The sequence below is a fragment of the Streptomyces sp. NPDC001002 genome, from assembly GCF_053599215.1.
In genome coordinates, this window is the sequence record NZ_JBSFLV010000015.1 from 1 (window position 1) to 18641 (window position 18641).

An 18641-nucleotide genomic window follows, 5' to 3' on the forward strand; every position below is an offset into this window, starting at 1 on the left:
CTTCTCCCTTTGTTGCTGCCCCCCCCCTCGTGCGCCCTCCCGCCCCCCCCGCGGGGGGGGGGGGGGGGGCGCCCCCCCCCCCCCCCCCCGCCCCCGTACCGCGTCCAGCCTGCGCCGCGCCGGTCCCAGGGCGCGGCGCATCCGCATGATCCCGCCCCAGGGGTCGGTACGGGCCTGGTCCAGGGCGTCCGCGATCGTCCAGCGACGGGCGCCGAGACCCGGGTCGTCGAGCTGCGTCCACGCGATGGGCGTGGCCACGGGGGCGCCGGGCCGGGCGCGGACGGAGAGCGGCGCGACCGCGGTCTGCGCGTAGGCGTTGCGCCCCACGTCGAGGTAGAGCCGATGCCCGCGGTCCTTCTTGCGCGCGGCGGTGGTGAGCCGGTCCGGGTGGGCGTCCGCGAGGTGGTCGCAGACGTCACGGGCGAACACGCGGACCTCGTCGAAGTCGCCGCGGCCGTCGAGGGGCACGATCACGTGCAGTCCCCGCGAACCGGTCGTCATCAGGGCGGACGGCAGTCCGAGCCGGTCGAGCAGCTCCCCGAGGAGCCAGGCCGCCTCGCGCACGGCGGCGAAGTCGTCGTCGGCCGGGTCGAGATCGAAGATCATCCGGTCGGGCAGTTCGATCCGCCCGGCCTTGGACAGCCACCGGTGCACGGTGAGACAGGCCTGGTCGGCGAGGTACACGAGGGTCGCGGAGTCGTCGCACACGGTGTGCAGGACGGTCCCGCCCTCCTTGGGCACCTCGACGCGGGTGATCCAGTCCGGGTAGCTCTCCGGGGTGTTCTTCTGCATGAAGCGGGGCCCGTCGACGCCGTCCGGATGCCGTTCCAGCATCAGGGGGCGGCCGCGCAGGTGCGGCACCATCAGCGGGGCGGCCGAGCGGTAGTAGTCGACGAGGTCGCCCTTGGTGTACTCCTCCGTCTTCCCGTCGCCGGGGAAGAGCACCTTGCCGGGCCGGTGCACCTCGACCGTGCGGTGCCCGGCCCGGACCCTGCGCACCTCGTCGCGCCTCACCGCACGACCGCCTCCTCGACCAGCAGCCGGCCGGCCGCAGCGATCGACTCGGCGTCGATGCCCGCCGCGTGCAGCTGCTCGGCCGGGGACGCCGAGCCCGGCATCGTCCGCACGGCAAGGCGCACCAGCCGCGGCACCGGCCGCCCGTCGAGGAAGGCGTCCAGGACGGCGTCCCCGAGGCCGCCCTCCTCGTGGTGGTCCTCCACGGTCAGCAGACAGCCGGTGTCCTCGGCGGCCCGGCGCAGGGTGAGCCGGTCGACGGGCTTGACCGAGTACAGGTCCACGACCCGGACCGCGATGTCGTGCTCCGCCAGCGCGTCGGCGGTGGCCAGCGCCTCGTGGACGGTGACGCCCGCGGCGACGATCGTCAGCCGGTCCCGGTCGGAGGACCGCAGCACCTTGCTGCCGCCGACCGGGAACTCCTCGTCGGCGCCGTAGATCACCGGGCTCTCGCCGCGCGTGGTGCGCAGATAGCGGACGCCGTCCAGGCCCGCCATCTCCGTGACGAGCCGGGCGGTCTGGTTGGCGTCGCACGGGTACAGCACGGTCGAGCCGTGCACCGCGCGCATCATCGCGAGGTCTTCGAGGCCCATCTGCGAGGGCCCGTCCTGGCCGATGGATACGCCCGCGTGCGAGCCGACGAGGTTGATGCCGGCCCCGCTGATCGACGCCATCCGCACGAAGTCGTACGCGCGCGTGAGGAACGCCGCGAACGTGGTGGCGTACGGGACCCAGCCGCGCGCGGCGAGTCCCACGGCCGTCGCGACCATCTGCTGCTCGGCGATGTAGCACTCGAAGTAGCGCTCGGGGTGTTCCTTGGCGAAGAGCTCGGCCTTGGTGGAGTCGCCGACCTCGCCGTCGAGGGCGACGACGTCGCCGCGTGCGGTGCCGAGGGCGACGAGCGCCTGCCCGAAGGCGTCACGGGTGGCCACACCCTTGCCGCTCTTGCCGTCATCTCCCTTGTCCCAGCGGGGCAGTTCGAGCACCCCACCACCGTTGACGGCATGCAACATCCGTGCGGCGGGCGGCTGTTGCACATGAACCCGGAGGTTGCGTCGCCCGCCGAGTTCGGCGATCGCCTCCTCGGGATCCGGCAGCGGCTTGCCGTGCAGGCCCTCGCGGTCCTGGACGGAGGCGACGCCCTTGCCCTTGAGGGTGCGCGCGAGGATCACGGTCGGCCGGCCGACCGTCGACTCGGCCTCGCCGTAGGCGCGTTCGATCGCGTCGACGTCGTGCCCGTCCACCTCGACGGTGTGCCAGCCGAACGCCTCGAAGCGGCGCGCGTAGGCGTGCAGATCGTGCCCGTGGCGGGTCGGCCCGCGCTGCCCGAGCCGGTTGACGTCGACGATCGCGGTGAGGTTGTCGAGATGTTCGTACGCCGCGTGCTCGGCGGCCTCCCACACGGAGCCCTCGGCCAGCTCGCTGTCCCCGCACAGCACCCATACGCGGTATCCGACGCGGTCCAGGTTCTTGCCGGCCAGCGCGATGCCGACGCCGACGGGCAGCCCCTGGCCGAGCGAGCCGGTGGCCGTCTCGACCCACGGCAGCCTGCGCGGCGTCGGATGCCCCTCCAGCCGGCTGCCCCGCGTGCGGAAGGTCAGCAGCTCGGCGTCGTCGATGGCACCGGCCGCCTTGTAGGCGGCGTAGAGGAGCGGCGAGGCATGTCCCTTGGACAGCACGAAACGGTCGTTGCCGGGGTGGGCGGGGCGATCGAAGTCGTAGTGGAAGTGGTTGGCGACGAGTACGGCCATGAGGTCGGCGGCAGACATCGAGGACGTGGGGTGTCCGGAGTTCGCCGCCGCGGCTGCCCGCACACTGTCCACGCGCAACTGCTGGGCGAGTTCGGCGAGTTCGGCGGTGTTCATGGCTCTCCTTGGGCAACGGAGGCAGTTACGGAAAGTGGTCGCTCGGTTCGACAAGCGTCACAGAAGTGGTCTATTACCTCGGTCCGGACTTATCCGCGTCCCCCTGGTGAGCGAGGTCAAACGTGTGCCCGGCTCCGGCGCGCACCGCAGCCCGCGGGGGCCGAACCCGATCGCCGGAAACGATCTCCTCCTCCCGCCGGTGCGAACTAGGCTCGTCCGCATGGACATTCTGGGAGCCACGCTGCGGATCTGCGTCGACGACCTGGAGGCCGCGGTCCCGTTCTACGAACGGCTCGCGGGCGGCACCGCCCTGCGCTTCGAACGCGCCGGCGTCCAGGTCGCCGCCGTCGGCTGCTTCCTGCTGATGAGCGGCCCCGAGGCCGAACTGGAAGTGCTGCGCAAGGTCTCCGCGACGATCGCCGTGAAGGACGTCGAGGAGGCCAACCGCGTACTCACCGAACTCGGCGCCCGCGTCATCGCGGGCCCGGTGGCCACCCCGGTGGGCCGCAACCTGATCGCGATGCATCCGGACGGTGTGGTGTACGAGTACGTGGACCGCAACTCGTAGCGACACCGGAGCCCGATCGAGAACGGCGGGCAGGCTGCTGCCACGGCGAGCGCCCCGCCCGCCCGGGTGCCGCCGAGCGAGCCCGCGCCCGGACGAGCTGCCCGGATCAGCACGCCGACGGCCCCGGCAGGCACGCACCCACCGCCCCGCCCCTCACGCCTCCCGCGGCCGCATCCGGAAGTCGTACCGCTCCGGCAGCGGCTCCTCGGCGACGCGGGCCCACAGGTGCCCGATGGCTTCCGCGCCCTCCCGCAGGTCGGCGACCTCGAAGCCGGTGTCGAAGACGGCCCGCGCCTCCTCGCGCCGGCCCTCCGCCAGGAGCAGACCCGCCTCGATCAGCCGGAACCGGCCGCGCTCCCGGGTCGCGGGATGCAGCCGCTCCCACACGGCACGCGCCTGCTCGGTACGTCGTACGGCGAGCAGCGCCTCGATCGCCTCGCGGCCCAGCGCGGCCGTGGCGGCCGTCCAGGACGCGCCGGTGTCGCGCCGCTCGTGGCACAGGTCGTCGAAGGCCTCGGTGTACCGGTCGGCGGCCCGCTCGTGGTTGCCGGCCTGCTGGTCGGCGACGGCGAGGCAGCGCAGCAACGGCCAGAGGGACGGGGCGAGTTCGAGGGCCCGTTCCCAACTGCGCACCGCCTGCGCGAAATCGCCGTCGTGCCACTGGGCGACGCCGAGGTGGTACTCGGTGAGCGGGGTGGCGGGCGCGGTCTCCAGCATGTCCCGCCAGTGCCGGGCAACGAGAGTTTCGCCGGGCGGCCGCACCCGGCGCGGGTCGGGGAAGGACCCGGCGCGCAGCAGCTGACGCCAGGGCTCCTGGTCCTCGCCCAGCGTGCTCTCGTCGAAGGGTGTGCCGGGCAACTTCCAGTCGGTGCGCAGGACTTCGAGCGCGCCCCAGCCGGAGCCGACGGCGAGGATCTCACCGGGTTCGGCGTCGGCGTGCGGCCGCCACGCCTCGTACGCGGCGTCGACGTCGGCGCGCGGCAGGACGGCTTCGAGGCGCTCCTCCACGTCGTCGGCGGTGCCCGGCGCGCTCAGCGGACCGTACGCCTCCAGCCACGACACCTCGCTCTCCGGATCCAGTCGCACATGCTCCAACTGCGTGCGGGCGAGCCCGGCCTGGATCTCGCTGTAGCCGCCGGTGCCCGGTTCGGTGAGCCACTCCTGCCAGCGCCGGCCGCCCGTGCCCTTCCCCCAGACGAAGAGCTTGCGTCCCCGCAGCACGTCGGTGGAGGTCTGCACGAGCCCGTTGCCGTCCTCGTCGAGGGCCGCGATCCAGCGTCGCCGCTCGTCGGGCAGGTCGTAGAAGTAGTCGGCGGCGTGCGGGAGTTGCTGGATCTCCGGGTGCGACGGCGCGGGCACCTTCCCCAGCCGCCGCTCGTACCCGAACCGCCACGCCTCCGCCGCCGGCACCAGCACCCGCTGCTCCTCGGGCACGGCGATGTTGGACCACCAGTAGGTGGGCACGGGCTTCTCGTGCGGATTGCGGACGCGGACACCGACGTAGAGGAAGTCGGAGTGTTCCGGCAGCCAGAGGTCCACCTGGAAGGGCAGGTCGCGCAGGCGTTCCCACTCCCACAGGCGGAGCATCTCGCCGCCGTCGGGGGCCGGGACGCGGGCCGCGTGCAAGGGGGCGACGGAGAGGGTGGTGTGGCCGGTGGCGCCGATGTTCCATTCGATGCCGCCGGAGTACCAGGCGCCGTTGAGGGCGAAGTTGGCGGGCTGGAACACCGGGTTGCGGTAGAGGAGTTCGCGTCCGGTGGGCTTGTGGAACAGCGAGGCGACCCGGCCGCCGAGGCCGGGCAGTACGGTCGCGCGCAGCCGGTCGTTCTCGATCACGAGGGCGTCGAGGTCCCGGGGCGCGCGTGCTCTGCCGTACCCGTCCCGGACGCGCGCGGGCAACAGGCTGCGCAGGGGCGCGAGTCCGACCTGCCGGGCCATGTCGCGCGGCAGTTCGTCCCGGTCCCGTTCCTCGACGCGGTGCACCTCGTCGAGCGGCCGGAGCGGGGGCAGCGGGTTGTCCGGACCAAGGTCCGCTGCGGGCAGGGTGATTACCTCACGTCGGATCGTCGTCACGATCACCATGGAAGCCGCTCGCAGGTGAGCTGGCCAGGGTCCCTGCCGGTCAGGATTGCGCAAAGGCGCGGACCTGCGGGGACGGGCGGATCGGGTGCGCGGAAAATCCGTGGGCGGGAGATCCTCGTCCCCGTACAGTCGGCCCTTCGGCGCAGAGAACGACGTAGGAGCAGGCGGATGGGCGAGCAGCACACGTACCGGGTGATCGTGCGGGGCACGTGGGACGGGCTGACCGAGCAGGCCCGGGAGCGGCTGCTCGCCGAGGCCGGCGAGCACGGGATGACGAGCATGCGGTTCACCGAGGAGGGCTCGCTGTCGTACGAGCCGGCGCCGCTGAAGCACTTCTCGATGCGGTTCGTGGTGGTGTCGGACGCGGCGGACGGCGAGGAGATGGCGGGCGCGATCGCGGAGGACCGGGCGGAGACGCTGCTGCGCGGTCTCGGTTACGGCTTCGGGGAGCTGAAGTCGACCGTCACCGACCTCGACACCATGAAGATCAACCGGAAGCCCGCATCTCGGCGGTGAGCGCCCAGCGCTCGTGGTCGCGCCAGGCGCCGTCGATGTAGATCATGTTCGGCGAGAAGCCCTCCAGCCGGAATCCGCAGGACCGGGCAAGGGCGATCGAGGCGGCGTTGCCGGGCTGCGCGTTGATCTCCAGCCGGTGCAGCCGCATCGGCCCGAAGGCGTACGCCACGACGAGTTCGAGGCCCGCGCGCATCAGCCCGCGCCCGGCGGAGTGCGCGAAGGCGCCGTAGCCGAGCGCGCCGCACTGGAAGCCGCCCTCGACGATGTTGTTGATGTTGATGAACCCGGCGATGGCCCCGTCGGCGCGGCCGGTCTCCCCGCCGTCGGCCGTCCCGTCGCTCTTCTCGCAGACCAGGAACCCGGCCTTGGTCGGGTCCTTGATCAGCCGGTTCGCGTAGGCGAGGTAGCCGTCGGAGCTGTCCGGCGGGAACAGCCACGGCTGGTGCAGGGCCTTGCTCTCCCGGGCCCGGGCGGTGAACTCGGCACCGTCCTCGTAGGCGAAGTGACGTATGCCCACGCGGGGGCCTTCGGCGAGGTAGCGGGACGCGGTGTGCGGCATCCCGACACCCTACGACGGGTCAGTCCCTGCGCCTCATGAAATAGGCCCCGCACAGGGCGCCGATGAGCCCCGTGGCCAGCAGCGCCATCCACAGCGGCAGCGTGACCTCGGGGATCAGCAGGCGGATCTTGGTGTCACGGGTGTTCTCGAAGATGAAGATCAGGGCGAGGACGGCGAGCAGGACGACGACGACCCGGGCGGGCGTCATCACCTGTCTGACCCGGCCCCCGCTCTTGGCGCCGTGCTCGGAAGTCTTCGTGCTCATGGCACCAGGGTGCGCCCGAACCGGCCGTCACGCACGGTGAGACTGTCCTGCGGGTGACCAGGCCGCCGATCACGGTAGCCGTCCGCCCCGTCACTCACCGCGACCAGGCGCCCCGGTCGGTGATCGTGGTTCAGCGGAGGGCGGGTTCGTCGAACGTCAACACGCCCGCGTCCGCGTCCAGTTCGGCCGGCACACCGAGCGGCACGGTCAACGCCCCCGCGCAGTGGCCGAATCCGAACTCCTCGGCCACCGGCACACCGAGTCCCCCGAGCCGGTCGACGAGGACCGCGCGCACCTCCTCGTACGGCCCGCACTTGTCCCAGGAGCCGAGCACGACCCCGGTGACACCGTCGAGCCAGCCGCCGCGCAGGAGTTGGGTGAGCGTCCGGTCGATGCGGTACGCCCGCTCCCCGACGTCCTCCAGCAGCAGCAGTCCGCCGCGCGCACCGGTGTGGGCGTGCGGGGTGCCGAGGTCGGTGGCGAGCAGGCTCAGACAGCCGCCCACCGTGACGCCCCGGGCCCGGCCGGGGACCAGGGCGGTGCCGCGCGAGGCGATCGAACGGACCGTCTCCGGGGCGAAGAGCGTGGCCCTCAAGTGGTCCTGCGTGCGGGGGTCCTTGAGGAAGTCGATGCCCGCGGCCGCCGGTCCGTACAGCGTGACCAGGCCCAGCCGGGTGGCGAACGCCTGGTGCAGCACCGTGACGTCGCTGAAGCCCACCAGGATCTTCGGCCCGGCCGCCCGCATCGCCTCCCAGTCGAGCAGGTCCACGATCCGCTGTGCCCCGTACCCGCCCCGCGCGCACAGCACCGCCGCCACCGACGGATCGCACCAGGCCCGTTGCAGATCGGCGGCACGGTCCGCGTCCGTGCCGGCCAGATAGTCCAACTCCCCGTGCCGGTCCAGCACATGGGGTGCCACGACCGGGTCGAGGTCCCAGCCGCGCAGTACGTCGAGCCCGGCCCGCAGCCGCTCCTCGGGCACGGGCCCGCTGGGCGCGACGACGGCCACACGGGCGCCGGGGGCGAGTCGGTGCGGCCGTACGAGTTCCCTCACGTGGACAGCTCCTGTGCCGGGATGCCTTGTGGGTGGAGCCCGAAGACCTGGGCGTACAGGGAGAGTTCGGACTCCAGGACCCGGATCATGGTCTCCGCGCGCCGGAATCCGTGCCCCTCGCCCTCGAAGGTGATGTACGCGTGCGGCACTCCGCGGCCGGCCATCCGCTCCAGGAAGCGTTCGCACTGGGCGGGCGGGCAGATCACGTCGTCCAGCCCCTGGAGCAGCAGGAAGGGCACGGTGACGCGGTCGGCGTGCTCGGCCGGCGAGCGTTCGGCGTACCGTCCTGGGACCTCGGCGAGGGGTCCGACGAGGGACTCCAGGTACTGCGACTCGAAGTCGTGGGTCTCCCCGGTGCCCCAGCCGGTCAGGTCGAGGATGGGGTAGATGATCGTGCCGCAGGCGTAGACGTCGGTCATGGCGAGGGAGGCGGCCGAGGTCCAGCCGCCCGCGCTGCCGCCGCGGATCGCGAGCCGGTCGGGGTCGGCCGTGCCCTCGTAGGCGAGGGCCTGGGCGACGGCCGCGCAGTCCTCGACGTCGACGACACCCCACTGCTCACGCAGCCGGTTGCGGTACTCGCGGCCGTACCCGGTGGAGCCGCCGTAGTTGACCTCGGCGACGCCGATGCCCCGGGAGGTGAAGTAGGCGATCTCCAGGTCGAGTACGAGCGGGACCCGGCTGGTGGGGCCGCCGTGCGCCCAGACCACGTAGGGCGGCAGTTCGTCGCCGAGGGAGACACAACCCGGGTTGTGGGGCGGGTAGATGTGCGCGTGGATGTCGCGTCCGGCGGGTCCGGTGAAGGTGCGGATCTGGGGTTCGGGGTAGTACGCCGGGTCGACCGCGTCGTCGTGCTCGGCGCCGATCACCCGGGCTCGGCCGGTGCGGGTGTCCAGCTCCACGACTTCCTGGGCGCTGCGCGGGCTGGCGCCGACGGCGACGACCCGCTCGCCGTGCACGGCGAGGGTGGCCGAGAACTCGGTCCAGGGTCCTGCCGCGTCGACGACCTCGCCGGTCTCGGGGTCCAGGACGCCGAGCGCGGAGGCGCCGCGGCCGTGCACGACGGCGATCAGTCCGCTGTCCAGCGGGGCGAACCAGCGCTGCCCGAGTTTCCACAGCGGCCCGCCGAACTCCTCCTCGCGCGGGCACACCGGGGTGCCGTCGCGGTAGAGGTTCCACCAGCCGCTGCGGTCGCTCGCGTACAGCAGGGAGCCGTCGGGCGCCCAGTCGGCCTGGGCGATCGACTCGTCCGGTCCGCCGGCGACCGTGCGCGGCTGCCGCAGGGTGCCGTCCTCGGTGACGTCGGCGACGATCAGTTCGGTGCCGTCCCACGGCATGCGCGGGTGGTCCCAGGCGAGCCAGGCGGCGCGCCGCCCGTCGGGCGAGATCCGAGGTCCGGTGACGAACCGGTGCCGCTCGTCGGTGAGTTCGCGTACGGCGTCCCGGTCCTCGGCGGCCGAGCCGTCCAACGGCACCGCGACCAGGACCCGGCGCAGATCGCTGGGCCCCTCACCGGTGAACTCCTCCAGCACGCACCACACTTCGCCGCGGTCGAGCCTCAACTGCGGCTCCGCCCAGCGCAGTCCGCCGCCCACGGAGGAGACGGGGGTGAGCGGGCGGGGGTCGCCGTCGGGCTCGTAGCGGTAGAGCCGCTGGTCGGCGAAGTTCACGAACACCACGAGCGGTTCGCCGTCCACCACGGTCCCGGCCCAGGGCTTGCCGCCGTACTCGATGACCCGGCTGCGCACGTTCCACGGAGCCGGCAGCACCGACTCCTCGCGTCCGCCGACGCGCCGCCGCACCAAGGTGCGCCGGCCGCCCTCGGTGGGTCTCGGCTCGGTCCACCAGGCCTCGTCGCCGACGAATCCGACGAACTCCGGCTGCCCGTCGTGCGCGGCGGCGAGCGCCGCGTCGATGGAAGAAGGCCACGAACCGTACGCCAGGGACCGCACGTTCTCCCCCACCTTGCTAGGCCGTCCGCAGGAAACGGTCGAGGACCCGGACGCCGAAGTGCAGCGCCTCGACCGGGACCCGCTCGTCGACCCCGTGGAACATGGCCTGATAGTCGTAGCCCTCGGGCATCTTCAGCGGGGTGAATCCGTACCCGGTGATGCCGAGGCGTGAGAACTGCTTGGCGTCGGTGCCGCCGGACATGCAGTACGCCACCGGGTGCCCCTCGGGCGCGAACTCCCGGATGGCGGCCCGCATGTTGGCGTAGGTCGGTGAGTCGAGCGGTGCCTCCAGGGCCCGCTCGTGGTGGGCGAACTCCCAGTCCACGTAGGGCCCGGTGAGCCGGTCGAGGGTGGCGCGGAACTCGTCCTCGCCGCCCGGGAGACAGCGTCCGTCGACGTACGCCACGGCCTCTCCCGGGATCACGTTGACCTTGTAACCGGCTTCCAGCATGGTCGGGTTGGCGCTGTTGCGCACGGTGGCCTCGACCAGCTTGGCCGCCGGGCCCAGCTTCTCCAGCAGCCCGTCGACGTCGTCGAAGTCCGGGTCGAAGCCGTAGAGCGCGGCGAGGTCGCTCAGGGCCGCCCGCACGGTCGGTGTGAGCCGCGTCGGCCACTCGTACTCGCCGATCCTCGTGATCGCGGCGGAGAGGCGGGTGACCGCGTTCTCCTTGTTCACCTTGGAGCCGTGCCCGGCCCGCCCGCGCGCGGTCAACTTCAGCCACGCCGTGCCGCGTTCACCGGCCGCGATCGGATAGATCTGCCGGCCGCTGCCGTCGTGGAAGGTGAACGCCCCCGACTCACTGACGCCCTCGGTGCAGCCCTCGAAGAGCCCCGCGTGCTCCTTGGCGAGGAACCCCGACCCGTCGGCGGCGCTGGCCTCCTCGTCGGCGGTGAACGCAATCACGATGTCCCGCCGGGGCCGGACGCCGTTGCGTGCCCAGTCCCGTACGACGGCCAGGATCATGGCGTCCATGTTCTTCATGTCGACCGCGCCGCGCCCCCAGACGACGCCGTCGCGGACCTCCCCGGAGAAGGGGTGCACGGTCCAGTCGTCGGCCTGCGCGGGCACGACGTCGAGGTGACCGTGGACGAGCAGCGCGTCGGCGCCGGGCTCCGTCCCCTCGATCCGCGCGACGACGTTCGTCCGCCCCTCGGTGCGTTCCAGCAGTACGGGTTCCAGCCCCGCACCGGCGAGTTGCTCGGCCGCGTACTCGGCGGCCGGCCGCTCCCGGCAGTCCCCGCCCCCGCGGTTGGTGGTGTCGATGCGGATGAGGTCGGAGGTGAACCGGACGACCTCGTCCAACGCCTGCTGGTCAGCCATACTGCTCCTCCACGGCGGCCGAGACGATCGTGGTGACCGCCTTGAAGGTACGAATGCCCTCGTACATGGTCTCGTTGGTGTACGCCACCTTCCGCTCGCCGATCCGCTCCACACCCGGCACGACGGTGGCGGCCATGGCGAGGTGCTCGGCGTCGAATTCGAGCGCGACGGTGAACGGCCCTGCCTGGACCGGTTCCTGACGGACCGTCAGCCGCGCGGCCTCCTTGGCGGCGGCCCGGATGTCGGCGGCGGTACGGGCCGGCGTACGGCACACGGCGGCGTACCGCGAGACATGGTCCTTGACGGCGACCTTCAACGCCTCGGGCGCGTACCCGAGGGCGTCCTCGCAGGCCACGTCGTCGCCGGTGACCAGGACGACGGGGACCCCGTACTCGGCGACGACATGCGCGTTCAGGAGCCCCTCGCTGGCGCGTACGTCGTTCAGCCAGACTCCGGTGATGGAGTTGGCGAGGTAGGTGTGGGCGAGGACGCCCTCCATGCCGGCGCCCGCGTGGTAGCCGACGAAAGCGATGCCGTCGACGTCTCCGTGCTGCACGCCCTCCACCATGGACAGGGACTTGTGCCGGCCGGTGAGCATCTGGGTGCGCTCGTCGAGGCGTTCGAGGAGCAGGTTGCGCATGGACCAGTGGGCCTCGTTGACCAGCACCTCGTCCGCGCCTCCGTCGTAGAAGCCCCGCACGGCCGCGTCGACGTCGGAGGTGAACATCGAGCGGCACCGCTCCCACTGCGGTGTCCCCGGCAGCACGTCGGCCGGCCAGGTGACGCCCGTGGCACCCTCCATGTCGGCGCTGATCAGGATCTTCATGGAGCGTCACGTTACGCGCCGAGGAAGGAACCTGCCACGAAGTGGTACGGAGGTTCAACCACTTTCCCGTCCTACCTGCGCCGCCAGGGCAGGACCTCCCGGTCGTGCTCGGCCGCGTCCATGCGCTGGAGCGCCGAGTTGATCGCCTCACCGACCTCAGCGAACTGACGCACCTGGTCACGGGTCAGCACGTCGAAGACCGCCCGGCGGACCGCCTCGACATGACCTGGGGCCGCCTGCTCCAGCAGCCGGCGCCCGCCCTCGGTGACCACCGCGAGCTGGTTGCGCCGGTTCGCGGGATCGTCCCGGCGCTCCACATATCCGGCCTCCTGAAGGCGGTTCACCGCATGGGTGAGCCGACTGCGGGTGATCTTCAGCCGCTCGGCCAGCTCGGACATCGTCAGTGACTGGCCCGGGAGCTCGGAGAGATGGGCAAGCAGGATGTAGTCGGTGTGCGGCACCCCCGCCTCCTGCCGCAACTGCCGGTTCAGGTAGTCGGAGAGCAACGTCGAGAACTCGACGTAGGCGAGCCAGGCCCGCCGCTCCTCGGCATCGAGCCAGCGTGGGGTCGTGGACATGCGCACAGCCTAGTCAGCCGGTGTCGGAGCACTCGCACCTACGACAACGGCATGACCTTGCGGTACGCGAACACCGCCGTCGCCGCGACCGCCACGTGCATCAGCAGCAGCGCCCCGACACCCCTCATCCCGCCGTCACCGAAGAGCAGGAAGTCGGGCACGAAGGACACCACGACGACGGTCGGCACCAGCCAACGCACCAGCGCCTCCGGGTCCTTGGACACCTTGCGCACGACGGCCCAGCCGATCGCGCCCGCCACCACCCCGACCGCCGTCAGGAAGATGTACGAGGACGCCTTCAGCGGCTCGAAGTCGTCGGGCGCGCCCGCGGCCAGGGCGAGCAGCGCGATCACCGTGTCCACCACGGAGGCCACCACGATCGCGGCCAGCACACCTCCCGCCACGACCAGCGGACCACGGCGGACGGCGACGGCATCAGAGGCAACGGACATGACCACTCCAGGGCAGGCGGCTGTGGAGAGACCTCCGGCACAACGATTGAAGTCTCAAACGAGAGTCTGGCCGAGTTCGTTTGAAACTTCAAGGTTCAGAGTGTGCGGCCGAAGAGGTCGAGCAGCGCCGCCCAGTGCCGTTCCGTCGCCTCGGCGCCGTACATCGCCGTGTCGGCCTGCGTGAAACCGTGGTGGGCACCGGCGTAGACCTCGCCGCGGTGGCGGACGCCGGCCGCGTTGAGGGCCTTGTCGAGGCGGTCGATCTGTTCGGCGGGGTTGGTGGAGTCCTGGTCGGCGTGGCCGAAGTACAGCTCGGCGGTGATGCGGTCGGCGAGCAGATGGGGGCTGTCGGGGGCGTCCGTGGCGAGGTAGGCGCCATGGAAGCCGGCCATCGCGGCGACACGGTCGGGGTGGGTGCCCGCGGTACGCAGGGCGAGTCCGGCACCCATGCAGTAGCCGGTGACGCCGGCCGGTCCCGCAGTGGTGAGCGGGGAGGAGGCGAGCCAGTCGAGGTAGGTGGCCGCGTCCCGCATGGCGCCCTCGGGGGTCAGTGACAGCGCGGCCGGGCGCAGGGCCGCGAGCAGCTCCGGGCGCTCAACAGGGTTGATGAACGCGGGCAGTTCGACCAGGGGCGCCCGGCCCGCGCGGTAGAAGACGTTCGGGACCAGGACCGTGTAGCCGGCCGCGGCGAGCCGGTCGGCCATCGACTTCAGATGCGGGCGCAGTCCGAAGCCGTCCATGTAGAAGAGGACGGCGGGATGCGGGGCGCCGTCGGCCGGGGCGGCCAGATAGGCGTCGGCGGTGCCGTCCTCGGTGGGGATGTCGACGGACGAGCTCTGCACGGCGATGTCGTTCACGATGGCGCGCCTCCATGTCATATGTGAAACTCAGTGTCACGTTAGCCATCAGGTGTCAGACCCGCAAGCAAGGACCGTCGACGCTAGGATCGCCAGGTGAGCGAAGCGGCACGCGGCAGTACGAGGGAGATCGCCAGGGCGGCCGTGCGTGCCGAACTCACCCGGGTGGCACTGGAGTTGTTCCGCCGGGACGGGTTCGCCCAGGTCACCCTGGACGACCTCGCGTCCGCCGCCGGGGTCTCCCGCAGCACCTTCCTGCGCTACTTCGGCACCAAGGAGGACGCGGTCCTCGCCGCCTTCGACGGCTCCGACCGGCGGCTCGCCGACGCCCTGCGCGCCCGCCCGGCCGACGAGGACGACTGGACGGCGCTGCGCCGGTCCCTGGACACCGTGATCGTCCGCTACCGGCAGGACCCGGCGGGCTCGCTGGCGACGACCCGGCTGGTCCGGGAGACGCCGGCACTGCGCGCCCGGAACCTGGAGAAGCAGTACACCTGGCGCCCCGCACTGGAGGCGGCCCTGGCCGAGCGGGCCGGTGCCGAACGGCCCACGCTCGCCCAGTCGGTGCGCGCGGCCGCCGCCCTGGACTGCCTGAACGTCGCCCTCGACCACTGGCTCGCCTCCGACGGCGAACTCGACCTGGTGCGACTGCTCGACGAAGCGTTCGCGGCACTCGCCCCGCGCCGGGGCCACTAGGCCGTCGCCTGCGGCTCCGAACCGGCCACCCGCAGCACCCAACCCCTCCCCCATGGCGTGAGCTTGACCTTTTTTGCTGTGCGTTGACAAAGCCCGGGAGCTTGTATTTAGGTAAGCCTTACCTAATTTCGCACCACCGAGAACCACCGCCGAGAACCACCGCTGCGAAACCTCGCCGAGAAAGGTGTGCTCCTCGTATGAGAGCCGTTCCCTCCGCAAGAACCGCCGCCCGCGCGACCGTCGCCGTCGCCGCCTCCGCCGCCCTGACCCTGGGCCTGGCCGGCTCCGCCTCCGCCGCCACCTCGACCCGCACGGTCACCGACGCGGGCACGACGTACAACCTGTCGCTCACCGCCCCCGCGACGGCCGCCGCCACCGGCCAGACGATCACCGTCTCCGGCTCCGGCTACAACACGGGCCAGGGCGTGTACGTCAGCCTCTGCGTGGTCGACGGGGCGCAGGGCGCGAGCAAGCCCACCCCTTGTCTCGGCGGCCAGGACGAGTCCGGCACCACCGGCGCCTCGCACTGGGTCAACAACACCTTCGGCGGGCTCTTCGCCAACAGCTCCAAGTTCGGCACCGGCGGCACCTTCAGCGTCTCGATCTACGTGAAGGCGACCCTGGAGGACGGCAGCGTCTGCGGCGAGGACGTCACCTGCGCCGTGGTCACCCGCGCCGACCACTTCGACAGCGAGGACCGCAAGTACGACGTCCACGTCCCGATCACCTTCCAGTGACGCGCGTCCCTCACAAGGGCCCGGCGGCGCTCCTCGGCGCCGCCGCGCTCGTGACCGCCTCGCTCGCGACCGGGTCGGCCGCCCGGGCCGCCGACACCCCGAGGACCGCGACCGGCCGCGCCGGCCAGCAACTCACCGTCTCCGCCACGGCGGACCTGGCCCCCGAGGGCGAGACCGTCCAGGTCACCGGCGCGGGCTACGACGAGACCAAGGGCATCTACGTCGCCCTCTGCAAGGACAACGGCGACGACCGTGTGCCCGGCCCGTGCGTCGGCGGCGCCGACACGAGCGGGGGCGCCGGCGCCTCCAAGTGGATCGTTCCCGACGGTGACCCGAACGAAGGTGAACTCGCCCTCGCCTACGGCCCCGGCGGCACCTTCGACGTCCAACTCGCCGTCAAGGCGAAGGACTCCAGCGTCGACTGCGCCCAGGTCGCCTGCTCGGTCGTCACCCGCGTCGACCACCGCGGCACCGGCGACCGCTCGCAGGACGTCCGCATCCCGGTCGTCTTCGCGGGTCAGACCCCGGACGACGGAGGAGACGGCGTCGACGTGCCCGCGGGCACCGTCAGCTACGCGAGAACGGCCGAGTTCACCACCGCGGGCCGGCCCCAGGACCTGCTCCTGCATCCCGACTCCGGGAAGCTGTACGTCGGTTCGGCGGACATCCCCGACACGGCCGACGTCAACGAGCGGGGCCTGTACGTCCTCGACGCGGCCGACGGCAAGGTGCTCTCGCACATCGCGCAGGCGCCCGGCTCCACCGGCGCGCTCGCTGCCCGTGTCGTCCCGCTGATCATCGCCCCGCTGTCCGGCGACGGCGTGGTCTTCCACTACCCGTTGCGCGGCATCGGCTTCGCCAAGGACGGCGACACGGCCGCGCGAGGCGTCTGGCTCACCGGCACCACGGTCACCGGCGCCGGTCCCGGCACCGAGGCGGACACCGTGCTGGTGGCCCAGGGCCCGGCCCTGTCCGAGGTCGAGACGGCCACGGGCAAGTTCCGGCGCACGGTCACCCTCGACGGCGGCTCCGCCCTGGGCGTGGATTCCGCGCACGCGGCCGCCTGGTCCGCCGGAGCCTCGGGCGGCCAACTGCGCCGCGTCGACACCGGCTCCTTCACCGTGACCGCCACGGCCCAACTCCCGGACGCCTACGTCACGTTCCTCGAAGCCGACCCGGCGACCGGCAACGTCTGGGTGGGCAGCGGGACTTCGGTGCTCGTCTTCGACAAGGACGCCGAACTGCTGGCCACGTTGGAGGGCCGGGACCGGCCCACCGCGCTGGCCTTCGACCGGGCGACCGGGCGGGCGTTCGTGCTCCGCGAGGACTTCGGCAACGCCGACGACGGCGCGGACAACGTGGGCTCCCTGGAGGTCTACGACACCGCGAAGTTCGAGCGGACGACCGAGCCGGTGGCGCTGCCGGGCAGCCGCGCGGATGCCGACGCGGGCATCGTCGTCACCCCCGGCGGAGGCACGGTCTACGTGACCGACCAGGCCGAGAGCAAGGTGCTGCGCCTGGACCGGCGGATGTCCCCGAAGGTGCTGCGCGCCCCGGCCGACCGGTCCGCCGAGGTGGGCGACGAGGTCACCTTCGTCGCCACCGCCGAGGGCATCCCGGAGCCGACCGTGCGCTGGCAGGTCAGCGGCGACGAGGGACAGACCTGGAGCGTGGTCGAGGGCGCGACGCAGACGTCGTACACCTTCATCGCTCGGGCCGAGCAGGACGGTTACCGCTACCGCGCCGAGTTCACCAACGCCGTCGGCACCACGCGCACGACGCCGGTCACCCTCACGGTGACCGAGCCGGACGACGGGGGCGACGGCGGGGCGGACGGCGGCACGGGAGACCCGGGTGACACCGGCGGCGACGGCGGGACGGACGGCGGCAGCAGCGGGTCCGGGAGCTCCGGGTCCGGAGGTTCCGGCTCGGCTTCCGGCTCCGGAGGCGGCGACTCGGGTACGACGACCGGCGGCGCCGGGAGCACCACGGGCGGCACCTCCGTCTCCGGGGCCACCGGCGCGACCACCTCCGGCGGCAGCCTCGCCGCCACCGGCGTCGGCGCGCTCACCGCCGCCGCACTCGCCGCGGCCCTGCTGGGCACGGGGTGGGCGGCATACCGCCGCGGACGCACCGCCGACTGACCTGTCCGGGATCAACTGACCCGTCCGGTCTCAACCCGCCCACCGCGCAAGCGAGTCCGCCCTTCGGCAGCACCGTCCCGAAGGGCGGACTCACCTCACGAATAGGTCGCTCGCCTCAGATCGACACCGCGACCGCGTTGAACGTCGTCTCCGGCGTCTGCGGGCTGGTGAAGCGGGCGTTGACGAGATACAGCCGGTCGCCGAACTGCGCGGCCGTGGTGGGCACGTCGAAGCGGGGGTCGGTGATCGTGCGGCGCAGCGTGGCCGTCGTGGCCTTGGCGTCGAGGTCGAACACGCTGATCAGGTTGAGGCGGTTCTGGATCACGTACAGCGTGCGGCCGATGCGCCAGAGGCCGTCGCCCGCCGCGACCGAGTCCGCGCCGACCAGGGCTATCTCGGTGGCGTACCCGGTCCTGACGCTGACGTTGTAGAGCTTGCCGGGGGTGCTGCTGACGACGATCAGGGCGCGGCCGTCGGGGGCGCCCACGATGCCGTTGGCGTTGTTGACATCGGGGGTCTGCACCCAGTCGCCGGTGAGCGGGAGCGTGCGGATGCTGCCGTCGCAGCCGCGCGGTACGCCGTAGAGGGCGGCGGCGCGCGAGTCGGTGAACCAGGCGCGGTCACCGAGCAGGGTGACGTCGTTGATGAAGTGGCCGGTGGCTTCGCTGAGTTGGTGGGTGGCGACGACCTCGCCGGTGCGGGAGTCGTGGACGCGGGCGACTCCGGTGTTGCCCGCGACGTACAGCAGGCCGTCCTGGTCGAGCTTCAGGCCGACGGCGACCTGGCCGGTGGCGCCCGCGTACAGGACCTGACCCTCGCCGGTGCGCAGGTCGGTGCGGTAGATCGCGCCGTTGGCCCGCGAGCCCATGTACGCGTAAGGCTTGCGGCCGATGGCGATGCCCTCGGGGAGCCAGCCGTTGGGGAGGGGGAACTCCGTCGGCCAGGCCGCTCTGGTGCCGGCGGTGGCCGTGCCGGTGCCGGCCGCCACCGCGAGGGTGGCCAGGGCGGCTCCGCCGAGCAGGGCCCGCCGGGACGGGTGGGGGTGGTTCGGGGTCATGGGCTCGGGCCTCCGTGAGGTGGGGAGAGGGGACGCGGCGAACTCGACATCTGTACGAACCTTGAGGACCCGATGACCCGGCCTTGGCCGAGGTTTCGAAT

The 18641-nt window shown here is 72.3% G+C and carries 17 protein-coding genes and 1 pseudogene; 5 read left to right on the forward strand and 13 right to left on the reverse strand.

All coding sequences use genetic code 11. The features are described from left to right. Positions 1-90: 90 nt before the first annotated feature. A pseudogene (gene ligD, locus ACWDR3_RS09935) lies at positions 91-1014 on the reverse strand (non-homologous end-joining DNA ligase); the annotation flags it as partial. Then, complete coding sequence (locus tag ACWDR3_RS09940) at positions 1011-2879, reverse strand: transketolase (protein WP_450351968.1); 1869 nt, start codon at positions 2877-2879, stop codon at positions 1011-1013. The pseudogene ligD and the gene ACWDR3_RS09940, both read right to left, overlap by 4 nt. A gap of 220 nt (positions 2880-3099) precedes the next feature. Between ACWDR3_RS09940 and ACWDR3_RS09945 the strand changes: the two genes are divergently transcribed. Next, positions 3100-3447, forward strand: coding sequence for a VOC family protein (locus ACWDR3_RS09945; protein ID WP_450351969.1), 348 nt, complete (start codon positions 3100-3102; stop codon positions 3445-3447). A gap of 153 nt (positions 3448-3600) precedes the next feature. Here the strand turns inward: ACWDR3_RS09945 and ACWDR3_RS09950 are convergent, their stop codons facing one another. Further along, a complete protein-coding gene (locus tag ACWDR3_RS09950) occupies positions 3601-5529 on the reverse strand; it encodes a DUF5107 domain-containing protein (RefSeq protein ID WP_450351970.1) in 1929 nt (642 codons plus the stop codon). 168 nt (positions 5530-5697) lie between these two features. Here ACWDR3_RS09950 and ACWDR3_RS09955 point away from each other — a divergent pair, with 168 nt between their 5' ends. Beyond that, positions 5698-6045 (forward strand): DUF6204 family protein, encoded by a 348-nt coding sequence (locus ACWDR3_RS09955; protein ID WP_450351971.1) that lies wholly within the window; start codon positions 5698-5700, stop codon positions 6043-6045. Here ACWDR3_RS09955 and ACWDR3_RS09960 read toward each other — a convergent pair. The 9 genes from ACWDR3_RS09960 to ACWDR3_RS10000 all read right to left on the reverse strand — a co-directional run bounded on the left by ACWDR3_RS09960 (position 6017) and on the right by ACWDR3_RS10000 (position 13906). Next, on the reverse strand, positions 6017-6604 hold the full coding sequence (locus tag ACWDR3_RS09960; protein WP_450351972.1) for a GNAT family N-acetyltransferase: 588 nt from the start codon (positions 6602-6604) through the stop codon (positions 6017-6019). The two genes, ACWDR3_RS09955 and ACWDR3_RS09960, sit on opposite strands and share 29 nt — an antisense overlap. A gap of 19 nt (positions 6605-6623) precedes the next feature. Then, positions 6624-6869 carry a LapA family protein gene (locus ACWDR3_RS09965; RefSeq protein ID WP_401718490.1) on the reverse strand — a complete coding sequence of 82 codons (246 nt, stop codon included), beginning with the start codon at positions 6867-6869 and terminating at the stop codon, positions 6624-6626. Positions 6870-6999: 130 nt separating this feature from the next. Then, positions 7000-7923 carry a S66 peptidase family protein gene (locus tag ACWDR3_RS09970; RefSeq protein WP_450351973.1) on the reverse strand — a complete coding sequence of 308 codons (924 nt, stop codon included), beginning with the start codon at positions 7921-7923 and terminating at the stop codon, positions 7000-7002. Then, positions 7920-9884 carry a dipeptidyl-peptidase 5 gene (locus ACWDR3_RS09975; protein ID WP_450351974.1) on the reverse strand — a complete coding sequence of 655 codons (1965 nt, stop codon included), beginning with the start codon at positions 9882-9884 and terminating at the stop codon, positions 7920-7922. Before ACWDR3_RS09975 ends, ACWDR3_RS09970 begins: the two co-directional genes overlap by 4 nt. A gap of 4 nt (positions 9885-9888) precedes the next feature. Next, positions 9889-11193 carry a M20/M25/M40 family metallo-hydrolase gene (locus ACWDR3_RS09980; protein ID WP_450351975.1) on the reverse strand — a complete coding sequence of 435 codons (1305 nt, stop codon included), beginning with the start codon at positions 11191-11193 and terminating at the stop codon, positions 9889-9891. Continuing rightward, the gene (locus tag ACWDR3_RS09985) at positions 11186-12019 is read right to left on the reverse strand and encodes a M55 family metallopeptidase (protein WP_450351976.1); all 834 of its coding nucleotides are present in this window, start codon (positions 12017-12019) and stop codon (positions 11186-11188) included. Before ACWDR3_RS09985 ends, ACWDR3_RS09980 begins: the two co-directional genes overlap by 8 nt. Before the next feature lie 71 nt (positions 12020-12090). After that, positions 12091-12597 carry a MarR family winged helix-turn-helix transcriptional regulator gene (locus tag ACWDR3_RS09990; RefSeq protein ID WP_450351977.1) on the reverse strand — a complete coding sequence of 169 codons (507 nt, stop codon included), beginning with the start codon at positions 12595-12597 and terminating at the stop codon, positions 12091-12093. Positions 12598-12635: 38 nt separating this feature from the next. Continuing rightward, complete coding sequence (locus ACWDR3_RS09995; RefSeq protein WP_450351978.1) at positions 12636-13049, reverse strand: DUF6069 family protein; 414 nt, start codon at positions 13047-13049, stop codon at positions 12636-12638. Positions 13050-13144: 95 nt separating this feature from the next. Further along, positions 13145-13906: a dienelactone hydrolase family protein gene (locus ACWDR3_RS10000; protein WP_450351979.1), complete on the reverse strand. Its 762-nt coding sequence runs from the start codon at positions 13904-13906 to the stop codon at positions 13145-13147. Between the two features lie 96 nt (positions 13907-14002). Between ACWDR3_RS10000 and ACWDR3_RS10005 the strand changes: the two genes are divergently transcribed. From ACWDR3_RS10005 to ACWDR3_RS10015, 3 genes are all read left to right on the forward strand, one after another. Then, complete coding sequence (locus ACWDR3_RS10005) at positions 14003-14602, forward strand: TetR/AcrR family transcriptional regulator (protein ID WP_450351980.1); 600 nt, start codon at positions 14003-14005, stop codon at positions 14600-14602. 197 nt (positions 14603-14799) lie between these two features. Further along, positions 14800-15339, forward strand: coding sequence for a hypothetical protein (locus tag ACWDR3_RS10010; RefSeq protein ID WP_450351981.1), 540 nt, complete (start codon positions 14800-14802; stop codon positions 15337-15339). Next, positions 15336-17483, forward strand: a complete 2148-nt coding sequence (locus ACWDR3_RS10015; protein ID WP_450351982.1) for a hypothetical protein — start codon at positions 15336-15338, stop codon at positions 17481-17483. The genes ACWDR3_RS10010 and ACWDR3_RS10015 overlap by 4 nt, the downstream gene beginning before the upstream one ends. Positions 17484-17598: 115 nt before the next feature. On the opposite strand, the gene ACWDR3_RS10020 is transcribed toward ACWDR3_RS10015, so the two are convergent. Further along, positions 17599-18540, reverse strand: a complete 942-nt coding sequence (locus ACWDR3_RS10020; RefSeq protein WP_450351983.1) for an SMP-30/gluconolactonase/LRE family protein — start codon at positions 18538-18540, stop codon at positions 17599-17601. Positions 18541-18641: the final 101 nt, after the last annotated feature.

Bases quoted from the DNA above. Each gene is read 5' to 3' on its own strand.
- ACWDR3_RS09940 (WP_450351968.1), bottom strand. From the start codon at position 2,879: ATGAACACCGCCGAACTCGCCGAACTCGCCCAGCAGTTGCGCGTGGAC.
- ACWDR3_RS09945 (WP_450351969.1), top strand. From the start codon at position 3,100: ATGGACATTCTGGGAGCCACGCTGCGGATCTGCGTCGACGACCTGGAG.
- ACWDR3_RS09950 (WP_450351970.1), bottom strand. From the start codon at position 5,529: ATGGTGATCGTGACGACGATCCGACGTGAGGTAATCACCCTGCCCGCA.
- ACWDR3_RS09955 (WP_450351971.1), top strand. From the start codon at position 5,698: ATGGGCGAGCAGCACACGTACCGGGTGATCGTGCGGGGCACGTGGGAC.
- ACWDR3_RS09960 (WP_450351972.1), bottom strand. From the start codon at position 6,604: ATGCCGCACACCGCGTCCCGCTACCTCGCCGAAGGCCCCCGCGTGGGC.
- ACWDR3_RS09965 (WP_401718490.1), bottom strand. From the start codon at position 6,869: ATGAGCACGAAGACTTCCGAGCACGGCGCCAAGAGCGGGGGCCGGGTC.
- ACWDR3_RS09980 (WP_450351975.1), bottom strand. From the start codon at position 11,193: ATGGCTGACCAGCAGGCGTTGGACGAGGTCGTCCGGTTCACCTCCGAC.
- ACWDR3_RS09985 (WP_450351976.1), bottom strand. From the start codon at position 12,019: ATGAAGATCCTGATCAGCGCCGACATGGAGGGTGCCACGGGCGTCACC.
- ACWDR3_RS09990 (WP_450351977.1), bottom strand. From the start codon at position 12,597: ATGTCCACGACCCCACGCTGGCTCGATGCCGAGGAGCGGCGGGCCTGG.
- ACWDR3_RS09995 (WP_450351978.1), bottom strand. From the start codon at position 13,049: ATGTCCGTTGCCTCTGATGCCGTCGCCGTCCGCCGTGGTCCGCTGGTC.
- ACWDR3_RS10010 (WP_450351981.1), top strand. From the start codon at position 14,800: ATGAGAGCCGTTCCCTCCGCAAGAACCGCCGCCCGCGCGACCGTCGCC.
- ACWDR3_RS10020 (WP_450351983.1), bottom strand. From the start codon at position 18,540: ATGACCCCGAACCACCCCCACCCGTCCCGGCGGGCCCTGCTCGGCGGA.